This window comes from Paucisalibacillus globulus, from assembly GCF_900184735.1.
GTDB classification, from domain to species: domain Bacteria; phylum Bacillota; class Bacilli; order Bacillales; family Amphibacillaceae; genus Ornithinibacillus; species Ornithinibacillus globulus_B.
Window position 1 is genome coordinate 529,196 of the sequence record NZ_LT855386.1, and the last position, 19,953, is coordinate 549,148.

Consider the following 19,953-nt stretch of genomic DNA (forward strand, 5'->3'; position numbering starts at 1 on the left):
TTTAATCCAAATTTCCGTAGCGGGTATGGTGCTCTATCCAAGATGCTTATTTACTGCACAGTTTCTAACAATTATCAGTTAGATTAAATATAATCGGCGAAACAACACTCTTATATAAGGCTGCCTTGAAGAAAGGATGTTAGTAGTGAAAGAGACCATAGTGGATAGTCTTAGACAGATTGAACAATCTCATCAGGTTACTATCTTATATGCTTGTGAAGCCGGGAGTCGGGCATGGGGGATTGCCTCTCGAAGCAGTGATTATGATGTTAGATTCATTTATATACACCCCAAAGAGACTTATTTAAGTATTGATCCAATAGGAGCTGGGAAGAATCGAGATGTGATTGATTTTAAAACGTCTACACCAGATAAGTTCGATATACATGGTTGGGAAATCACTAAAACACTAAGATTATATCGAAAGTCCAATCCATCATTATTAGAATGGCTTCAATCTCCAATCATTTATCACCAAGCTTACTCGACAATTCCCATGTTGAACGAACTCTTACCTAGCATATACGATCAAAAAGCCTGCATACTCCACTATTTAAATATGTCATTTGGAAATTATAAAAAAACACTCAAACAAGAAATTCATCATACCAAGACTATTATTAACACTTTCCGTCCGTTACTTGCTGCAAAGTGGATAGTGCAATACAATAATTTCCCACCTTTAAACTTTCAACTATTGCTTGATTCTGTCATTCAACAGAGCGAAATCAGAGATTATCTTCACTTGTTAATTAATCGAAAAATAACTAGTGAGACTAGAGACGAAATAAATATTCACACCCTGTTACAATATAGTTATGAAGAATTTAATCAACTAAAAAACCATGCTCAGTCATTAGAGACCAAGAGCATGGATATTACTGAAAAATTAAATTATATATTCCGTCAAACACTAAAAGAAGTTAGTAAATAAGCTGATAAAAAACTGTGCTTTTTACTATACTTTACCTTAGCAGAAGAGTAATCATTGTCTCATTAACATGAAGCAATGCTTTACTTAGGTTATAATTAAGTTCTATAAAAATAATCATCACAATAAGGAGATTTCTACCATGCAAAAACTTGTCTATGAATCCTCTTGGAAAAAACAAATTTCAGATAAAGATCGGAATTTAGTTGAGAAGACATTTTTGGAGATGACATTAACAGATGAACCCATACAATTTACTACCCTACGTACAGATTGGAATTATAAGAAAGAGTTGCTCATTATGGTAATGGTCCATAATGTTACCGAAGAAGAAATATCATTCAATCAAAAAAAGTTATGCTATAAGCATAACAATGAAGTATTAGCAGAACATATATTTAATTTATCAAATCTATCCGTAGAACCGAATACTAGTATGCCATGGACATTTATTTTCCCTGTAGGAAGTTATGTTGATGCGGCGATTTTTGAACATGGGGAATTAGAATTAAAGGAATAAATTGGTATTGCGGGTTAATAGTACATATGTTAAAGTAAGAAAGTGACTGTATTTTTATAAAAATATAATATAATTATCCAATTATATTATATCACCAATCGAACTTAGAGTCAACAAAAAGAAATAATTTAGATTGGGGTTGATTTAGTGAGTAATGACACTAGTATGCAAATGGAACAAAAACGCGTTGATGATGTAGTAAGTGAGATCAACATGAAGGAAGAAAAACTACTCTCCAAAGCAGGCGGACTAAAGGAAAGCATTATTGATCTCCGTAAAAACTTCTGGGAAGATGTAACGGTTAACTTAGATGAACCTGATGATGTCATTGAGACACAAGCCAGCTTAAAACAGCAAGCAGAGTTACTTGCAGAGCGAGAGAGGTCACATGGAGAAATAGGTAAAGAACTTAAGATACTTAATCGCCTGAAAGAGTCTCCCTATTTTGGGAGAATTGATTTCACTGAAAGTCCAGTAAATGAAAAAGAGCAAATTTATGTTGGTGTTGCTTCCCTAATGGACCGCAATGAGGAAGAATTTCTAATCTATGATTGGCGGGCACCAATTTCCAGTCTTTATTATGATTTCTCTCCTGGTGAGGCTTATTACGACACCTCATTTGGAACTATTTCGGGTGAAATAACACTTAAAAGACAATATATTATAAGGCAAAGTAAAATCAAAGGTATGTTTGATACAGGAGTTACAATCGTCGATGGTCTCCTACAAGATGCACTTGGGAACAATGCCAGTACCACTATGAAAAGTATTGTTGCTACCATCCAAAAGGAACAAAATAAAATTATTCGTAATGAACATAGCAAATTACTTGTTGTACAGGGGGTTGCAGGTAGTGGTAAAACATCTGCCGTCTTACAACGTATCGCGTACTTATTATATCGTTTTCGAGGAAGCTTGAATTCCAATAATTTATTATTATTTTCACCGAACCCACTATTTTCAAGCTATATAGCGAATGTACTTCCAGAACTTGGAGAGACCAACATTAGTCAAACAACTTTCTTAGACTTTTTACGAAATGGAATTGAAAGTAGTATTTCGATAGAATCCCCTTTTGAGCAAATGGAGTATATTCTAACCTGCCGAGATAAGAATGTATTAGCAGCCAGAGAACAAAATATGAAGCTTAAGTCTAGTATTGATTTTAAAGATATTTTAGATGACTATATTACATCCTTGTTATCAAGTGGTATTCAATTTAGAAATATTACCTTTCAAAACAGGATATTAATCTCGAAGGAACGTATTTCAGATTATTTTTATTCACTGGAAGATGTTGATTCCATTCCAAACAGAATGGAATATGTGGCAAAATGGCTATTGAAAGAGTTACGATTCCATCAAGAAGAAGAGAAAAAGAAAGACTGGGTTATGGATCAAATTGAGTTGTTAGATAAAGAAGCTTATCTACAAGCCTATTATGAAAATCAACGGGTTGATGAAGAAGATTTCAGCTTAGAAGAAGATATCCTACGTGCTGAAGTAATTAAGAAACAATTCACTCCTATTCGAAAGAAAGTCAAAAAGTTCGCATTTGTTCACACCCTAGCATCATATAAGCAGCTATTTGAGAACCAACAAACAAAAGATGATGATTTATGGCAAATTATCGCTAAATTGACATTAGAAAATATTTCAAATAGATTTCTTACCTGGGAAGATGCAACAGCCTATAGGTATTTTAGAGGTAAACTAGTTGGGGATAAGGAAAATCGTGGGGTCCGTCATCTGTTCATTGATGAGGCACAAGATTATACTGCATTTCAATATGCATATATTAAAGAGATTTTTCCTTTTACTCGACTGACGCTCCTAGGTGATATTAACCAAGCAATCTACACCTATGCCTCTAAGGAAAATCCACTAGTACCGGAATTTATAGAGGGGAATCATGAGAGAATCCTACTTACGAAAAGCTATCGTTCTACGAAACAGATTGTTGAGTTTACCAAGAAGTTTGCACCGGGTGGAGAAATGATCGAACCGTTTGAGCGTGATGGAGATCCTCCACATATTATCATGAAGGATGATAATACAGAATCACCCGTGACCTTGGTTAATACGATTGAAAAACTACAAGAGAAAAAGTTCGAGACCATAGCAATCATCTGCAAGACCTTAGAGGAAAGTAATCAGATCTACACATTATTAAAGGATAACATTGCTATTAAACAAATCAATGAAGATACCTATTCATTTGAAAAAGGTATTGTAGTATTACCTGTTTATCTAGCTAAAGGTATTGAATTTGATGCTGTAATAATTCCTGATGCTTCGAGTGACCATTATCATCAAGAATCAGACCGAACACTATTCTATACTGCATGTACAAGAGCCATGCATTCCTTAACCATTCTCTCAGGACACCATCCATGTATCTTCTTGCAAGAAGCTCTTAATTAAGAAGAGGTTGGGACAATAGGATTTCACTTTGACTAATCACCTATTGTCCCAACCTTTTTTATTACTTATTTTTTTATTGGAATCCATATTTCACTATAATAATCTTCCGAAGATGGATCACCGTTACTACTATACACTTCCATTTCTGGACCACCAGCATGTTCATAACCTGTTGCTGGGAACCATTCAGAAAAAATTCGTTTCCAGGTTCTAGGCATAGCATCAGGCATAGCTCCTATTACCGGAAAGACAGCCCATGTTGCAGCTGGAATTTCTCTTTCTTCCAAACCATCTGGTACTTGCTCTTTATTCTTTTCAGCAAGCAATTAAATAGGTTAAGTTCTCTAACTTATGGTCATACTCCATACAAATACCAAGTATGCCAAGAGAACCGCAATCCTTCTCTAACTCTTCTACAAAACCATTCGAATTAACTTCTTTCCAAAAAGATGCTATCTTACGATTATTTTCGCCTCCTAATGTAGAAGTCTGAATGCTCTTCCCTATTACCTTAAACGATTCTTTCCCTACAATCTTGTAATCCATTTCCACATCTCCCTTTATCTGAATTTGAAAAGACAGTTTAGGGTAGGCCTTCAAAGATTGACTATTTTTCTTTGCAGCGGATGGGGTAACGCCATGAATGGCTCGGAATGCCTTAGTAAATGCTTCCGGACTTTCGTAACCATACTTCAAAGCAATATCGATTATTTTTCGATTTGAATTAACGAGTTCTTGTGCAGCTTTCGTGATTCGCCGATTACGAATATATTCACTCACGGTATAACCAGTGAGCATACTAAACATTCTTTGAAAATGAAATTTAGACATAAACGCATTTTTTGCAATCTCCTCAATAGCTAGTTCCTCGTCAAGATTGGATTCAATGTATTCAATACTATCAATCATTCTTTGAAGTTTTTCCAAGTCTCCCCAACTCCCTTTTCTATATTCAGTTTAACAAGTAGCTATAAGTGAATCCTGTTTTTACGTGCTCTTCTAGAACAGTTCTATACTTATATTAAATAATCTACTCTACTTCACTATTACTAAATATCTCTACTCCATTTAAGGCTTGTGTTGCTAAGTGATCCGCTTCCCTGTTCCTCTTCCTTGGTACCAATTTATATTCTGGGGTAATGCCTAATTCCTCTACCTTACTTTCAATTCGTTCAATCCAACGAAGTAATTCTTCTTCGTAACACGGCCATTCATCATTCATTTGTTTAATCACACCTTGGGAATCTCCTGAAAATGTAACAGGTATATGATGCACTCCCATAAATTCCAATTCAGAAACAGCTAAATGGAGTGCAGCATATTCCGCTTCACCATTCGTATTTAATTCCTCTACTAATGCGTTTTTACGGACTCGTAATTGCTTTCCAGCTTGCTCATAATAAATAACACATCCAAGGCCAGAATGTTTAGTTCCTACATCAAACCCACCATCAAAAAAAACAACAATGTTATGAGGCTCATCATCCACACTTTGTACGTATTTTCTCAGTTCTTTTAACATCCAGGTCGTATCATGATTATCATAAAATATCATATTTTTCACTCGTCCTGTACGCTCTAAGTCTTCCGCAAGCAATAGAGCTTTCTCTGGATTCATTTCATCTGATATAAATGTTGTTTCAGTTCCTTTTGATGATTTATATAAGATCTCAATTCTAATATTCATTAAAAATCATCCTAATCTATATAAGTTTAAGTATATTTTCTGTCAAATATAAATTACCATTCTATATACAATTATAAAAGAACTCTAGGAATTTCTCCTAGAGTTCTTTTATAGATTACCTATTTTTATTCACATATTGGCGTTTATTATCTAGAGTTCCACTAAGTACAATGGTTGCCGGATCTTTTGAAATATCGAATTCAATATCCGATCCATCTACTGGTAACGTTTCTTCAAAGATGGTTTCATATTCTTCTACCGATACTTCTTTACGTGATTTAAATAAATTTTGATGTCCAGCAATATTTAGATATTCTCGATAGTTCGGTTGGAGAATCCCTGTGAAGAACTCTCCTACCGCACCAGAACCATAGCTAAACAAACCGATTCTTGAGCCGTCCGCTAATTCTTTATTCTCTAGTAAAGAGAGTAAACTCAAATAAAGGGCACCAGTATATATATTACCGACGTTCCGATTATAGGTTGTACTGATTTGATAATTCTCTAATAGTCGTTCGCGTACATCCTCTGGTGCTTCGTCTAATACAGTCCGTAATGCCTTCAGTCCCATTTTTGTATATGGTAAATGGAAACAAATTGCTTCCATATCCTTTAATTCGAGGCCAGACTTTTCCTTATAAATTTCCCAAACTTTATTAAAGAATAAAATATACTGCTCATTGGAGAATTTCCCATCAACAAAAGCCTTGTCCGAATAGATTGGTCTCCAAAAATCCATAATATCATTTGTCAAATAAACATTATGTTCTTCTAGCTCCATAATTCGAGGATTAGCACTTATTACCATGGCCACTGCGCCTGCACCTTGTGTTGATTCCCCTGACGTATTTAAACCATAGCGTGCGATATCTGTCCCTAATACCAACACCTTACTTTCTGGGTTTAACGCGACATGACCTTTTGCCATCTGAATACCAGCAGTAGCTGCATAGCAAGCCTGTTTCACTTCCACTGCGCGCGCATTAGGATTTAGCCCTAAAAGACGATGAACATAAACTGCTCCTGACTTTGAATGATCAATCCCTGATTCAGATCCAAATATAACAAAATCAATTTTATCTCGGTCCTCATCATCAATTATTTCTAATGCTGCATTAGCAGCTAATGTTACGGAGTCCTGTGTTACGGGGGCAACAGCCATTTGACTCTGACCAATCCCAATTGTAAACTTTTCAGGCTCTACGTCTCTAGCAACCGCAAGTTTATTCATATCCACAAACATATGCGGTGTATAAAATCCTATTTTATCAATACCTATTTTCATGCTGATAACTCCTTTACAGTTTTCCTCTTTCCCTATTATATCTATATGTGAAAAATCACACAATCCAAACCTCTTACTATGTATAATGGAGCTTGTTCAGTATACCAAACAAGCCCCAACTAGGTTAGCCATTATCTCTTTTTCGTTTGTTCTTCTTCCCATTAATATTTAGAAACTCACTATCACTAGCAAATTCTTCTTTATGTTGTCCATTACGTTCAGGCTCTGTGTTATATTTAATTCCGTGGTTCTTCTGTTTCCCAGTATCTCGGTTCATATTTTTATTTTCTTCTGACATCATAACCCTCCTAAGAATAACTTATTCAAGGATTATTATGTCCAGGTTAAAGTAACTTATTTCTAAACTACCTCTCCGTGAATTGATACTCAACTTCTTCATTTCCCATTACAACTTTCATATCATATTCTTTCAAAAACCAGACATCTTTTTGACTAAAATAAAATGTAATTCCGTCAATGACTATACTTTCACCAACTTCACCATCTTTTCCTACTGATAGTCCTAGAAAATAATTCGGATGATCCGTTTTAATTCCACCATATATTTTAAGGAAGAATTTTACATAATCTCCCTCTTCTAAGCCCATTTCGTCTTTATACCATTTTACTGCCTCATCTGTTATTTGAAAACTCATCAGTACACCCCACTCATTTTTCATTTCCAATACCTATTCTATATTAGATTAACTCAAAATGCGGGGGATATGACTTAATCCATTCGAAAATAAAATGACAATATCAGTTTCATATTTAATTCTGATAAAGGAGTGGTAATCGTTAGAAGGGTTAGAGCCACAGAGAAGGGTTGATATTATAAATATAGTAGGAGTATAGATGTTATAAAAGAAGTTTGTATTAAGGTGAACCTCTTATAACAAATAGTCCATAGTTGCTGTGCAGTAACTAAGTATTTTGAATAGGACATTACTCCGCTTTTCTCTAGGAGTCTAAATCCGGGCCAGTAGAAGCGGAGTATTGCCGGAGCGGTAACATACCAAATGAGGCTGGGACATAACTAAAAGTATAAGTTGAGAACCTGAACGAAACACCACATCAGCTCCGGAAATATACGGAGACTCCTACGGGAGGATAGGCATCGGTGAGACCCCGGAAGAGCTTTAGCTCTGAGGAGGCTCACCAGCCGCCCGTGGCAAGGTAGACACTGTGAGGTCTTTTCGAACAGATGTCGCCCCTGTGCTGACAGTAAAAGCGTAGTATATTTCCGGAGCGGGTCTATGCGCTTTTCATGTTCGTTCGGATTTTAATCAACTAAAACTCTTTTGTCCCAGCCTCTTAATTATAATCGCGGAGTTCCTAAATGACACCTAACTTTTCGAAGACGGTCTATTCTTTAAAACGCGGACTTAACTCACTCCACACATCAAACTTATTTCCATCTAAATCTACAAACACAAAATTATTACCCGGATGACCCCGATCCTCAATTTCACCAACTTTTACATCATGCTGCTTTAGATATGTATGAAATTCTATTAGCTGTTCATAACCATCAACTTCAAATGTAAGAGAAAAACGCTCATTACCATAACTATCACGGAAACTCAATCGTTCACCTGGTGATGCTTTTACGAGAAAGAAACTTTGGTTTGCAAATTCTAAGATGGCTTTATTCTCGTCAAGATAATTTACTTTTGCTCCAAGAATAGTTTCGTACCACTTTGAAGAAGATTCTGGATTTTCAACAGGTAAATAAGTCGTTCCAACACGTTTTATAAAGTTCACTATTATTTCCTCCTAAATATTTCTTTTATATCGTAGTGAAACATAGCCATCAGTTAATTCTTCCGATTGTAATTCAAAACCTTTTGATTCATAAAAAGGAATTCCTTTGTCGTTCCCTTTTTGAACAGACAACCATTGTTCTGTTGCATGAAAAGACTTGTGTTGTTCTGTAATCTCTTTTAAAAGAAGTGTTCCAATTCCCTCCCTCCTTCTGTTAGGGTCAAGATACAACACGTATACCTCCCCTGATTCAGGACTAGTCATACCTCCACCACCTGCACCAACGACTACTTCGTTATCTAATGCAACTAAGTAGCCACCCCACTCCCTTGATGAACTCGAAACCTCTTGTAAAATTCGTTCTGGAGAGTAAAACTCGTTAATAATGGATTCCAAATAATCCTTGCTATAAATTTCACCATACGTATCCCGGTTAGCTTCTGTACAAACCTTAACGATGCCCTCTACATGCGAAGGATTTGCTTTTTCTATTCTTATCATCGTGATTCCCCCTGTAAGAAACTTAATTAAATAAGGGCTTCTCAAAACACACACACTCATGTACACGTTTAAACTTCTTTATCATTGCCTCTTTGTTATCGCCAACATAATGTGCAAATGAGAAGATTGGATGCAATTTTGGGTGTTCAGTTTCAAAATGCCCCTTCAGTTCCTCCCCTTCCAAATACACATGAAGATAGGAGTCAACCTGTTGAAAGCCACTGTTTTTATACCAAGTATTAACCCATTCATCATCTCTTGTCCAGGCTTCCAAACGATTAAGGCCGTTAACTTTAGCCATTTCTTCTCCCTTTTTTAAAAGTTTGGTCGCAATTCCATTACGTCGGTAATCCGGATGAACAGCAATATGCCAAATCATACCTCCTAGCCCTGTTCCTCTTGAACAAACGGTCCCTTCTTCTACTTCATATTCAATATCCAACAACCCTACAATTTGATTGTCTTTCACTGCTACTAATTCAATTGAAGGATTATCGTAGTGTTCCTTTTCCTTTAAGACGTTATCAAAATATGCTGTATCCAAAAAGGAAAGTACCCGACAACGTAGCCACCCTTGTTCATCAGTTGGTCGATATTCTCTAATTTCCATCCACATAATCCTCCAAATGACTTAAAAATCTCTCCACCTCATGCGGTGAGGCTAGAATTATTACCTTCTTATCTTTTTCTTTTTCCAATCGAGCAAGAATACCTGGCTTCTTTTCAATTGGGTATTTCCAAATCCATTTTAGAAATTCTAAATTAAGTCTCTCCTCACAGCCTTCTCCCATATCAGGTCGAGTTTTGTTATGATATTGAAGTCGCCTTTTTATGACTCGGTATATACAGGTGCTTCTTGGAATATCTAAAAAGATTATGGTATCTGCCTTTTGCAATCGAATATCCATGGTACCGCCATAATTGCCGTCCATGATCCACTCTTCCTGGAAGACTAATTCATGTTGCAAGCTACTTTGCTCTTCCTTAGAAGTACCAACCCATCCAGGCTTCCAAAACAAAGAATCCAAATGATAAACGTCTATCTTAAGAAGTTCACCTAGCCTTGTAGCCAACGTGGATTTCCCAGAACCACCTGAACCAATAATCGCAATTCGCTTCAATCTTTCCCCTCCCCTTTATTCCAAATTCTAATAACATCAAGTAAACTATCTTGTTCAAATGAAAGCTTATAAATATCCGGCATTTCTAGTTCCTGCCAAAATATAAAATCATATGTACGATCAAAATAATTCATTATTAATACCATAATATTTCCATGAGTTCCTATTACAATATTCTTACCTTTATGATGTTCTAGCACATTGTATAAAGCCTGTATTCCTCTTTCTTGAGCCATATGATTTGATTCTCCACCAGCAAAATGGAAATCATAATCCTCCCACACTTTACTAATGGCGAATTTAAAATCCTCCACAGGTTCTTCTGAGAGAATTCGTTCTTTAAACCCTTCTTCAATAATAATCTCCTTACCGATAGTCCCAGCAATTCCTTGTACAGTTTCTATTGCTCGTTTATAAGGACTTGCATAAACCAGATCTATATTTTCAGATTGTAATAAGGAAGCAACCCGAACTGCATCCTGTTTCCCTTCTTTAGATAAAGGTCTACCTAATTCATCCGGAGTATAAATAGAATGGGCATGTCTGACAAAGTATATATTTGTTTTCATTTTACCACCTAATTTACATTATATTATAAAGATTACCATAATTATATTTTGATGTTATCAAAACAAGCAATCATGAAGCTTCTTCAGGGTGTGTTAAGATTCACAATATCGTAACCAGTAAAGACTCTTTTGTAACTTGTTCAATGGTAAACTAATGGTAGAGTGTAACAGCTTTTTAAAGGAGATGGTATTGATGCTAGCCGGTTTAATGTTAGGATCTAGGAGCAATACAAACTTACCGATTTCAGATGAATTAAGAGAGTTATTAAATTCTATCAGCACAACTAGAAAAGTATTTAGAGGGACCTATCTATTCCATGAGGGTTTAGAGGCAAATGAAATATATATTGTTAAATCTGGACTTGTACAAGTCTCCAAACTGACCGCAGATGGTAAAGAGTTAATATTAAGAATCTGCAATCATGATGACATTGTAGGAGAATTATCATTATTTAGTGATGACCCAGTATATTTACTAAGTGGTAAAGTTCTTTCTTCTGGTGAAGTACATGTAGTGGATAAAGAACAATTAGAAAAAGCTTTAGTTTCCAATAGTAACCTAACTTTTGAGTATATGAGATGGACTAGTACACAGATGAGAAAATTCCAGTCCAAAATTAGGGACCTCCTATTGAATGGAAAAAAAGGCGCACTATACTCCACCCTCATCCGTTTAGCGAATAGCTATGGGCTCGAAAGTGATAGTGGAACACTGATTAACGTTACCCTTACCAACCAGGAGTTAGCAAATTTTTGTGCAGCATCACGAGAAAGTGTCAATCGAATGTTAGTAGAACTAAGAAAACGAAAGGTAATAACCATAGAAAAATCCGGAAAAATCTTCATCAAAAACATGGATTACCTAAAAAACGAAATCGGCTGCGAAGAATGCCCCCTAGAAATATGTAATATAAATTAATATAAATGCCATGGAAAATGGTGGTGCCTGTCACTCCCCGAAATTTGGCATATCTTGTCGAAAAACTGCTTGCGCTAATAAGTAAGCAGTTTTTTTCTCGTTATAAATTAAATTCATTATTTTTCCATTACATATTTTACAATCTTGTTACAACCATTTATACTATATAAACAGAAACAAGATTCAGTAAATTCTAATTCTACATAAAATAATGCTCGATTAGCATTTTAAAAGGGGTATTCTATGATGAGCAAATCGATGATCGTTCATGAATTTAAAATGATGATGAAAAACAAAAAGAACGTCTTATTCATTATCGCGCTTGTTAGTTTAATTTTAAGTTACTGTTTTTTAATTCTCCCTGCGAAAGAAACACCGGATTCTTTTGATCCGGAAGCAATGAAAACAGAAATCAAAAACCTAGAAGCAGTTTCAGAGGGGATGATTGCTAGAGGCGGAACAGGCACCGGTGGTTATACAGGCGTGGCAGCATATGCCAATAACGTGTATGCCCAAAAAGTACAATCTAGAATGATAAAGGCATTTGAAGACGATAACCTTAATCGCTTTATTCAATTACGGATGAAGGGGTTCGATTATGATGGCCAAAGTGTAAATAGAGATTGGAGGTTATATGCTAACGCTCCTTACAGTTATTTAGACCAGAGCCGTGAAGTTAGTTTAAAGAACCTTCGATATGAAGGATATTTAAATGAAAATATTAAAGTTACTTATAAAATGATTGAACAAAAAACAGCTTTACAAACAGTCGTAAACTTTCTCCTAGGGACAACAGCCTTTATGGTTTTATTTTGTGCAATCTACTTTAGTAGTGACATGCTATCCAAGGACAGGCAGCACAGAACTATCTTACAGGGGTTACCTATAGGCTGGTATCGACTAATTAATGTAAAATCAATGGTTGCATTTTTCTACACGATGTTAATACTATTTGGATTATTATTGCTAACAGTGATTATCATAGGTATTCAAAACGGTTTCGGTTCATTTAAACTTTCTGTACCTATTACAATTCCTAGTACGCAACCAGACGATTATTTCGGATATCGATTTAGTGAATATGACACTATTTCCATTGCCAAATTTTTGCTATTAGCTATTGGGATAATACCAATACTTATTTACTTATTCATTCGATTAAATGCTATTCTGAGCTTAATATTTAAAAATTCTTGGATAGTTCTCATGGTTAGTTCACTTCTATTGTTTTCAGAGCGAATCTACTATTCTAGAACATTAACTGAATTATTTGGTATTGAAATAAGTAATATGCCGCAAACTTATTTTGATTTTGGAAGAATTATTTCAGGGGAAAAATATTATTTAGTTACTTTAGAGTCGATTACATACGAAAAAGGGATAATCGTTTTACTCAGTACGGTCTTAGTCCTTGAGGTCACCCTTTTTGTAGTTTCACAAATAGTGAGCAAACGCCGATTCTACCGCAAAGCGGCATAATGTCTATAGACAGAGAGGAGAGTTGATATGTTCTGGAAATATACACGTTTTGAAACAAAGTTACTATTAAAAAATCGAAAAAGTTGGTTTGTTGCCGTATTCCTCCTATTCTTTTTTATGTTATTTTTTATGTATTATAGTCAAGAAACACCAGTACCACTTGACAAAAAGAAAGCAATAGAACGGGACACGTCCTATGCTGTATTTGAATATCTAGATTTGCAGCGCCATGATCTACCTGAAGTTGCAGAAGTATACAATTACCATACACAAATTCAATCATTACTAGGAATGCAAACTTGGTTTATAGGTAATGGGGATGATAGTGAACAATATATAGAAAATGGTCTTGAAATAAATAGTTTACGACTTGAAGTTCATGAATTAGGAAATAAAGGTATTCCTGAACATCTAATTGTTCCAAGGGAAGAAATATTAAAAGAAGATGCCTTATTACACTATATTAAAGACAATAATTTACCAATCGAATCCGACTCTTTTGCGACAAATCATTATATTTCAAATGTCCTTACCATGTTTTCTGGGCTTTTATTTCTTGTAATTGTCTTAATTAGTGGAAATGAAATGCTAGTATATGAGCAGAGACACCAATCTGTCTTAAGAGGGTTTCCTTTATCATTCATGCAAAAAGTAACAAGTAAAGTAATGATACATTTTGTATATCTATATACTTTTTTACTGCTTGGATTTACATTAGGCAGTACTTACGTAGCGAAAAAGTTTGATGCTGGAGAGTTTTCTTTCCCTGTTCTAATTTATAAAAATGAAGATTATATTGCGATTTCTACCGGCCAGTACTTAGTTTATATCTTTTTAGGCCTGGCGCTGGCAACTATCCTAATATTACTTTTGTCAATCTTATTAAATATGTTATTCAGAAATGCTTTTGCCAATATCCTGATTGGTCTAGGGATATTCCTACTTCCTGACATCGCTATGGCAGCCGGATTTAAGGCCACATTTTTACACCCAATAAAATACATCGATATTTTCAAAGTTCTTTCCGGTGACCTTGCTATAGAATTAGGGAATAGTAGTATTGATTATTGGAATGCAATGACGACACTTGGCATCATAACTGTTCTCTTAATTGGTGTTATTTATGGGATCAATAAATTCACTTACCATAGAGTACCAAAAGAAGTCCCACTAGAAAAAGCATTCTAGCATTCTAAATTTGAATCGATTAGTTAGTTTAGAATAATAGCAACTTCAAATACAGCCAAAATAAATAATAGAAAAGAGGATTGTCATGCTAAAACTTGAAAACATATCCGTTAAATATAAAGACAAAGTAGTATTAGATAACCTTTCCTTAACTGCTAAAAGCGGAGAAATTATTGGGTTAGTAGCCCCAAACGGAACTGGTAAAACTACATTATTTAATGTTATTTCTAACTTTCTAAAACCCAACAAAGGTAACGTTACATTCAACGGAGATCTTCAATATAAAACCGAAAGAAAAGAAATATCGATACACAAACAACTAGCTACTTTTCCAGACCAAGGAGATTTATTTGAAGAATTAACCGGCGTTGACCATATGAAGTTATACGCAAATATGTGGAAAGGTACTACAAAACATGTAAAAGAAATATATGAGCAACTTCAGATGGAAGGATATGTGAAGAAAAAAGTAAAAACATATTCACTTGGTATGAGACAAAGACTATGTTTTGCCATGATTGCAGCAGCCGACACTCCAATCATGCTTATGGATGAGGTAATGAACGGACTGGATGTGGCTAATGTTTCCCTAATTTCCAAGAGGTTGATGCAGATGAAACAAGAAGGAAAGTTAATTTTCGTAGCATCCCACTTACTAGCAAATTTGGACTTGTATGCAGATCGCGTCATTTATTTAAAAGGTGGCGACATTATTCATCAACAACCTCTAAATGAATCTACTGATGAATATATGAAACTGGAACTAACACCGGAACAATATGAAAAGTTAGCTTATACACTACCAGATGACCATCTTTATATTGCGGATCATTTATGCTGTATCCCTATTAAAAATATGAGCATGGATGAACAAAAGGAATGGGTTGTAAGATTGTCTGCTTACAAAGGTAAAGAATTAACAATTGGACCACTTGGTACGGTTGAATACTATGAAAAATATTACCATGAATTTTAAAAGATGTTAGATTACTAGGAGGGAAGATATATGAAACGAGTGCTTTTCCTGGTATTGATCATAGGTTTATTCGCTTTAAGTGGTTGTGGGCAAGAACCTTCAGAGATAGTATTAGCTTACCAAGAAAACAGCGAAATCATCGGTTCTGAGAAGGATTCGATTATTGGAGAAGTTAGTGACACTATCTATGATTCTATTGATCGCAGTAATGCAAAAGCAGAAGAAATTTTTCTTGGACCTATCGAAGGTCAAGGTGTAGATATTACCCCTCCTGAAGGTAGATACAGGATCAGTGCTGATATGCCACCAGATGGTATGCCACAATCTGGTAGGATACTTGTACATGATGAGGAAGGAGTCCTATTATTAAGTGAAATAATAGACTATTCATTTGCAGGCAGTGTTACGGTTGATTTAAGCGGTTCTCACACGGTTCATATTGATGGATTGGACTATGCAATGCTTATTCCAGAAGAAACCAAAGTTTCAGATGATCTATCAGCAGGTATTTGGGAAGTCGGAAAAGATATTGCAGCAGGGAATTATTCTATTTTCCCTACAGACTATGGTTTTGGGGATTTACAAATTTTCGAAGAAGGAAAATCTCCCAGACTCTTCGAATTCCTTAACACTAGCCCTGAGACAGCAGTTGAGCTTGAATTAAAAGAAGGACAAAAATTAAAGATTACTGGGATTTACTCACTTAAATTCAAACCCCTTTGAGAGGTGCCTGTCACCTCCCGGAAATTATCGAATATTGCCAGAAAAAATGTCTACCATTCAAGGTGGGCATTTTTTTCAGACTCTGAATTAGGAATTCACATCATCGATTTAGATTTAACTTATGGTATCAGTACTAATGAGGATAACAATGTTTAAAAAACACCTGCAAATTTCGCAAGTGTAGACATGAATAGTTCATTTCCTTTCACTATTCTTCTAGCTCTTCTTCAATAAACAACGATTGTACGTAATAGATCAAGATACCAATTGCAGTAAATAACGATGTCCAACCTAAAGCTTTTTGTTCTGCAACGATATAGTTATTACATAATTGATTAGGCGATGCAATGTACAGTAATGAAACAATCCCATAAACAATTGCAAAACTAATCAATGCTGTACTCTGTCCTCTTTTCGATAACTTTTTCCAACTATCTCGTAAAGGAACACCAGCTAAAAACGGTAGACTGATAAACTTAAAGATTTCCACAGATAAAGTTGAGATTGCATCATCCATCGCCCTTGGTACCATCATCCAATAAATAAGGATAATGAAGAACAACAAGGTTCCTGGAACTCCATTTGTATTCCATTTTTCAAAGAAACCAGGGAACTTCTCCTTTAAATAGGGTGTGAATAACATTCCCACAATCACAAGTAGTGGCATTTGCATATGCATGTGTAATACCATAATAGACTCAGATATTGAAATAACAGGTGGGAGCATTAAAAAGATATAAAATATAAGTCCATAAATAGCTTGTTTCATATTACTCCCCCACTTTCTTATTTAATATCGCATTTACTTTCTTAGCTGCTTCGTCTATTTTTGTATAATCCATTACTTCTACTAGTTTCCCTTCAGGATCTACTAAATAAAATGCTGAGTTATGGGTAAAGTTTCCACTATTATCTGGGATAACAATAACTCCAAAGGAATCTAGTAAATTCTGTAATTCCTGTTTATCAGGAATGCGAGTCATTCTCCATGTTTCCTCATCACTATTAAAGTAGTGGCTATATTTTTTCAAAGCTTCGATATCATCTCTATCTGGATCAAAACTTATGCTAAGAAAAACGATCTCTTCCCCGATATAGTTATCTGGGATTTGTTTATAAACTTCTGCCAAATTCATTTCTAGTTGAGGACAAACGTCTGTGCATGCGGTGTAAATAAATGTAAGCATGACATATTTCCCCTCAAATTCAGAAAATGAATACATTCTCTCTTTACTATCTTCTAAAATGACATTAGGAAAAGTTGGTCTGTCCTGTTCTAATTGAAGAGTTCTTGCCGATTCTGCTGTAAAAGCTTTGAAGCCATCTGTCCCAACAAAATATAAAATAAATCCAAATACCATCACGAGGACAATCGCAATTACTTGTTGTTTATTTTTCATCATACTTATCACATCCTTATATGACGGAAATAGAAAGAGATAGCCTAACAAGTTGCAAGACTATCTCTCATTTTCATTTACCACGTTCTAATTGGAGGTGATCCAGGAGGTCCATTAAATATCATTTCTGTTAGTGGCATTGCATAACCCATAGCTAGGATAATTATGAGCAATGCAACCACTAGCCCCCAGTTCTTTGTCCATTTCGGAGTATTCTTTGTTCCATCGGTTTCAGCTACTGGGAATTCAGTAAGCCCTTTTGGTGCTTTAAACATTAGATGGAAGACAATGTACACCATTAAGATAACTGCTATCATTAGTAATGTTCCACCAATTGCTAAGAAGAACAAGTATGGTTCCCAGCCAAGTGCTGTTGCATTATCACCATATGTTGAGTAAGAAGTTCTTCTAGGTGAACCAAGTAAACCTACCCAGTGCATTGCACCAGCCATGAAAATCATACCAGTAGTCCAAAGAATGGTTTGAATAACACCTAATTTATTCATTTTAGGAGTAAGCACACGACCTGAGAGGTGTGGAACTAACCAATATACAATCCCAAAGAATGTCAATGCTACAGTTAAACCTAAAGTAAAGTGGAAATGACCTGTAACCCATAATGAGTTGTGGACTACTTGGTTTAAGTGATGGTTTGTTTGAGCAATACCACCAGCTCCCCCAGGAATAAATGCTGCCATTGCTATGAATGGTGCTAAGAAGCGTACATCACTCCATGGTAATTTTTTGAACCATCCAAGTAATCCTTTTCCACCGTTTTTACGACCAACACGCTCAAATACTGCAAACATCGCAAAGGCTGTCATTAATGAAGGGAAGGCAATGGATAAACTCATAAATACATGGGCGAATTTCCATCCTTCTGTAATCGCTGGGTCAACAATTTGGTGGTGGAATCCACCAGGGATGTTTAAAATTACTAGTAATATTACTACTAATCTTGTTAGTGAATCACTAAACCCTTTTCCACCGATAAGTTTCGGAACTGCTACATACCATGCTGATACCGCTGTAAAGTACCATACGTTAACTAATGTGTGACCAAATCCCCAGAACAATGTTCTTGAAACCATAACGTTAACCGTTTCAGTCCATCCAAACGCCCAAGGTATAAGTGTTAATACTTCAATTGCAACTAATATACTTGCACTAAATAATAGAAGGAATGCACCAACTGCAAAGTATGATAGTAATGGCAGATGCTCTCCTTTATGTTTCTTCTTCCAATCCCATGCATTTAGAAATACACCTATTGCTGCAAGCCAAATACCTACTACTAGAAAGACTAACCCAATATAAAACCAAGGTGAAGCTTGCATTGGTGGATAAAATGTGAACATAACAGAGGCATTACCAGCAATGATAGTAATAGCTACCAGAACTGTACCAAACACAGCTGAACCAAATGCGATCCAACCTAGTTTTCTTGTAATTGGTATTAATCCCCCAAGCACATGTGAAATAGAAGCGTAAAAATATCCAATCATGAATAATGTTGTAAATACAAGTATCATTAAGATACCGTGTGCTGTAAGCGTTTGATAGTAATCAAACCAAGATGGTAAAGTGAATAAACCAGCACGGTTTAATCCTTGTAAAAGTCCTAAAGTTCCTCCAATTAGTAATACTATAAATGCTAGTGATAAATATGTTTTAGTAAGCTTTGCATCCTGTGGATTAACACCTAAAGCTTTATTTACTTTATCCCCTAATTTCTTCTCTGCTAACGCCATGTAAATCTTCCTCCTTTCTTACTTAACTGTAATCGTTGTACTCATAATTTGGTGTCCAATACCGCAATACTCATTACATAAGACTAGGTATTCACCAGATTCATCAAATGTTTGCTTTATTTTCTGAATATATCCAGGCATGACCATAGCATTTAGATTAGTTCCCGCAACTTGAAAACCATGAATAACATCTTTTGATGTCATAATAAACTCCACTTCCGCTCCAACAGGAATTTCAATATTACTTGGTGTAAACTGGAACGCTTGTAATGTCATGACAACTTGATATTTATTTTCTCCAACTTCATAAACACCAGGTTCGCTAAATAATTCATGTTCATCTACTTTCTCTGGATCAAGTGTTTCCATACCACTTGGGGGGCCCATTTGTTTAGCAAAACCTTGATAACCAGTAATAACCATTGAAAGTACTAAAATAGCAACACCTATTACTAGAAAAATCTCTTCAGCGCGATGAAACTTCATTTCACTTTACCTCCCTCTTATACTCGTGTCATATATAAAACTAAGAGTAATGCAATAACTAATATAATTCCGCCACCGACAAAGATCAGTGAAGAAGCTAGTGCTCCTTTATAAGAATGCTCTTCATGATCAATTTCTTCTTGATTAGGTACAATCCCTTTATTCACTGCCACCTGAATCCCTCCTTTATCTTTCACTTATATTGTATTTTTTGAGGGGACGTTTCTAA

The 19,953-nt window shown here is 35.5% G+C and carries 22 protein-coding genes and 1 pseudogene; 8 read left to right on the plus strand and 15 right to left on the minus strand.

Annotated elements, in window-relative coordinates:
• Positions 1–145 precede the first annotated feature (145 nt).
• From BN999_RS04705 to helD, 3 genes are all read left to right on the plus strand, one after another.
• On the plus strand, positions 146–934 hold the full coding sequence (locus tag BN999_RS04705) for a nucleotidyltransferase domain-containing protein (protein ID WP_176481872.1): 789 nt from the start codon (positions 146–148) through the stop codon (positions 932–934).
• Between the two features lie 139 nt (positions 935–1,073).
• Positions 1,074–1,451: an SLAP domain-containing protein gene (locus BN999_RS04710; RefSeq protein WP_096270224.1), complete on the plus strand. Its 378-nt coding sequence runs from the start codon at positions 1,074–1,076 to the stop codon at positions 1,449–1,451.
• Positions 1,452–1,598: 147 nt separating this feature from the next.
• Positions 1,599–3,875 carry an RNA polymerase recycling motor HelD gene (gene helD, locus BN999_RS04715; RefSeq protein ID WP_255247400.1) on the plus strand — a complete coding sequence of 759 codons (2,277 nt, stop codon included), beginning with the start codon at positions 1,599–1,601 and terminating at the stop codon, positions 3,873–3,875.
• Positions 3,876–3,940: 65 nt separating this feature from the next.
• On the opposite strand, the pseudogene BN999_RS04720 reads toward helD, so the two are convergent.
• The 10 genes and pseudogenes from BN999_RS04720 to BN999_RS04760 form a co-directional block, all read right to left on the minus strand.
• Positions 3,941–4,784, minus strand: a pseudogene (locus BN999_RS04720) (AraC family transcriptional regulator).
• Positions 4,785–4,905: 121 nt separating this feature from the next.
• Positions 4,906–5,562, minus strand: a complete 657-nt coding sequence (locus BN999_RS04725; RefSeq protein ID WP_096270225.1) for a reverse transcriptase-like protein — start codon at positions 5,560–5,562, stop codon at positions 4,906–4,908.
• Positions 5,563–5,677: 115 nt separating this feature from the next.
• Positions 5,678–6,847 carry a hydroxymethylglutaryl-CoA synthase gene (locus BN999_RS04730; protein WP_096270226.1) on the minus strand — a complete coding sequence of 390 codons (1,170 nt, stop codon included), beginning with the start codon at positions 6,845–6,847 and terminating at the stop codon, positions 5,678–5,680.
• Between the two features lie 124 nt (positions 6,848–6,971).
• Positions 6,972–7,145: a hypothetical protein gene (locus BN999_RS20515; RefSeq protein WP_217988461.1), complete on the minus strand. Its 174-nt coding sequence runs from the start codon at positions 7,143–7,145 to the stop codon at positions 6,972–6,974.
• 67 nt (positions 7,146–7,212) lie between these two features.
• Positions 7,213–7,503 carry a HesB/YadR/YfhF family protein gene (locus tag BN999_RS04735; RefSeq protein ID WP_096270227.1) on the minus strand — a complete coding sequence of 97 codons (291 nt, stop codon included), beginning with the start codon at positions 7,501–7,503 and terminating at the stop codon, positions 7,213–7,215.
• Between the two features lie 709 nt (positions 7,504–8,212).
• Entirely contained in the window at positions 8,213–8,614 is a 402-nt protein-coding gene (locus tag BN999_RS04740; RefSeq protein ID WP_096270228.1) for a VOC family protein, read from the minus strand.
• Between the two features lie 9 nt (positions 8,615–8,623).
• Entirely contained in the window at positions 8,624–9,112 is a 489-nt protein-coding gene (locus BN999_RS04745) for a GNAT family N-acetyltransferase (protein WP_096270229.1), read from the minus strand.
• A 22-nt stretch (positions 9,113–9,134) separates the two neighbouring features.
• Positions 9,135–9,728, minus strand: coding sequence for a GNAT family N-acetyltransferase (locus BN999_RS04750; RefSeq protein ID WP_096270230.1), 594 nt, complete (start codon positions 9,726–9,728; stop codon positions 9,135–9,137).
• Positions 9,712–10,233, minus strand: a complete 522-nt coding sequence (locus BN999_RS04755) for a DNA topology modulation protein (protein ID WP_096270231.1) — start codon at positions 10,231–10,233, stop codon at positions 9,712–9,714. Before BN999_RS04755 ends, BN999_RS04750 begins: the two co-directional genes overlap by 17 nt.
• Positions 10,230–10,802 carry a histidine phosphatase family protein gene (locus tag BN999_RS04760; protein ID WP_096270232.1) on the minus strand — a complete coding sequence of 191 codons (573 nt, stop codon included), beginning with the start codon at positions 10,800–10,802 and terminating at the stop codon, positions 10,230–10,232. The genes BN999_RS04755 and BN999_RS04760 overlap by 4 nt, the downstream gene beginning before the upstream one ends.
• A gap of 193 nt (positions 10,803–10,995) precedes the next feature.
• Here BN999_RS04760 and BN999_RS04765 point away from each other — a divergent pair, with 193 nt between their 5' ends.
• The 5 genes from BN999_RS04765 (at position 10,996) to BN999_RS04785 (ending at position 16,087) form a co-directional block, all read left to right on the plus strand.
• Complete coding sequence (locus tag BN999_RS04765) at positions 10,996–11,721, plus strand: Crp/Fnr family transcriptional regulator (protein ID WP_096270233.1); 726 nt, start codon at positions 10,996–10,998, stop codon at positions 11,719–11,721.
• Positions 11,722–11,967: 246 nt separating this feature from the next.
• Positions 11,968–13,200 carry a hypothetical protein gene (locus tag BN999_RS04770; protein ID WP_096270234.1) on the plus strand — a complete coding sequence of 411 codons (1,233 nt, stop codon included), beginning with the start codon at positions 11,968–11,970 and terminating at the stop codon, positions 13,198–13,200.
• 27 nt (positions 13,201–13,227) lie between these two features.
• Entirely contained in the window at positions 13,228–14,388 is a 1,161-nt protein-coding gene (locus BN999_RS04775; protein WP_096270235.1) for a hypothetical protein, read from the plus strand.
• Positions 14,389–14,473: 85 nt separating this feature from the next.
• The gene (locus BN999_RS04780) at positions 14,474–15,364 is read left to right on the plus strand and encodes an ABC transporter ATP-binding protein (protein ID WP_096270236.1); all 891 of its coding nucleotides are present in this window, start codon (positions 14,474–14,476) and stop codon (positions 15,362–15,364) included.
• A gap of 30 nt (positions 15,365–15,394) precedes the next feature.
• Positions 15,395–16,087, plus strand: coding sequence for an LptM family lipoprotein (locus BN999_RS04785; protein ID WP_096270237.1), 693 nt, complete (start codon positions 15,395–15,397; stop codon positions 16,085–16,087).
• 208 nt (positions 16,088–16,295) lie between these two features.
• Here the strand turns inward: BN999_RS04785 and BN999_RS04790 are convergent, their stop codons facing one another.
• The 5 genes from BN999_RS04790 to BN999_RS20520 all read right to left on the minus strand — a co-directional run bounded on the left by BN999_RS04790 (position 16,296) and on the right by BN999_RS20520 (position 19,897).
• Complete coding sequence (locus BN999_RS04790) at positions 16,296–16,856, minus strand: hypothetical protein (protein ID WP_096270238.1); 561 nt, start codon at positions 16,854–16,856, stop codon at positions 16,296–16,298.
• 1 nt (position 16,857) lies between these two features.
• Complete coding sequence (locus BN999_RS04795) at positions 16,858–17,490, minus strand: SCO family protein (protein WP_096270239.1); 633 nt, start codon at positions 17,488–17,490, stop codon at positions 16,858–16,860.
• Between the two features lie 74 nt (positions 17,491–17,564).
• Positions 17,565–19,238: a cbb3-type cytochrome c oxidase subunit I gene (locus tag BN999_RS04800; RefSeq protein ID WP_096270240.1), complete on the minus strand. Its 1,674-nt coding sequence runs from the start codon at positions 19,236–19,238 to the stop codon at positions 17,565–17,567.
• An 18-nt stretch (positions 19,239–19,256) separates the two neighbouring features.
• Positions 19,257–19,724 carry a cytochrome c oxidase subunit II gene (locus tag BN999_RS04805; RefSeq protein WP_096270241.1) on the minus strand — a complete coding sequence of 156 codons (468 nt, stop codon included), beginning with the start codon at positions 19,722–19,724 and terminating at the stop codon, positions 19,257–19,259.
• Between the two features lie 17 nt (positions 19,725–19,741).
• Positions 19,742–19,897, minus strand: coding sequence for a hypothetical protein (locus tag BN999_RS20520; protein ID WP_176481874.1), 156 nt, complete (start codon positions 19,895–19,897; stop codon positions 19,742–19,744).
• Positions 19,898–19,953: the final 56 nt, after the last annotated feature.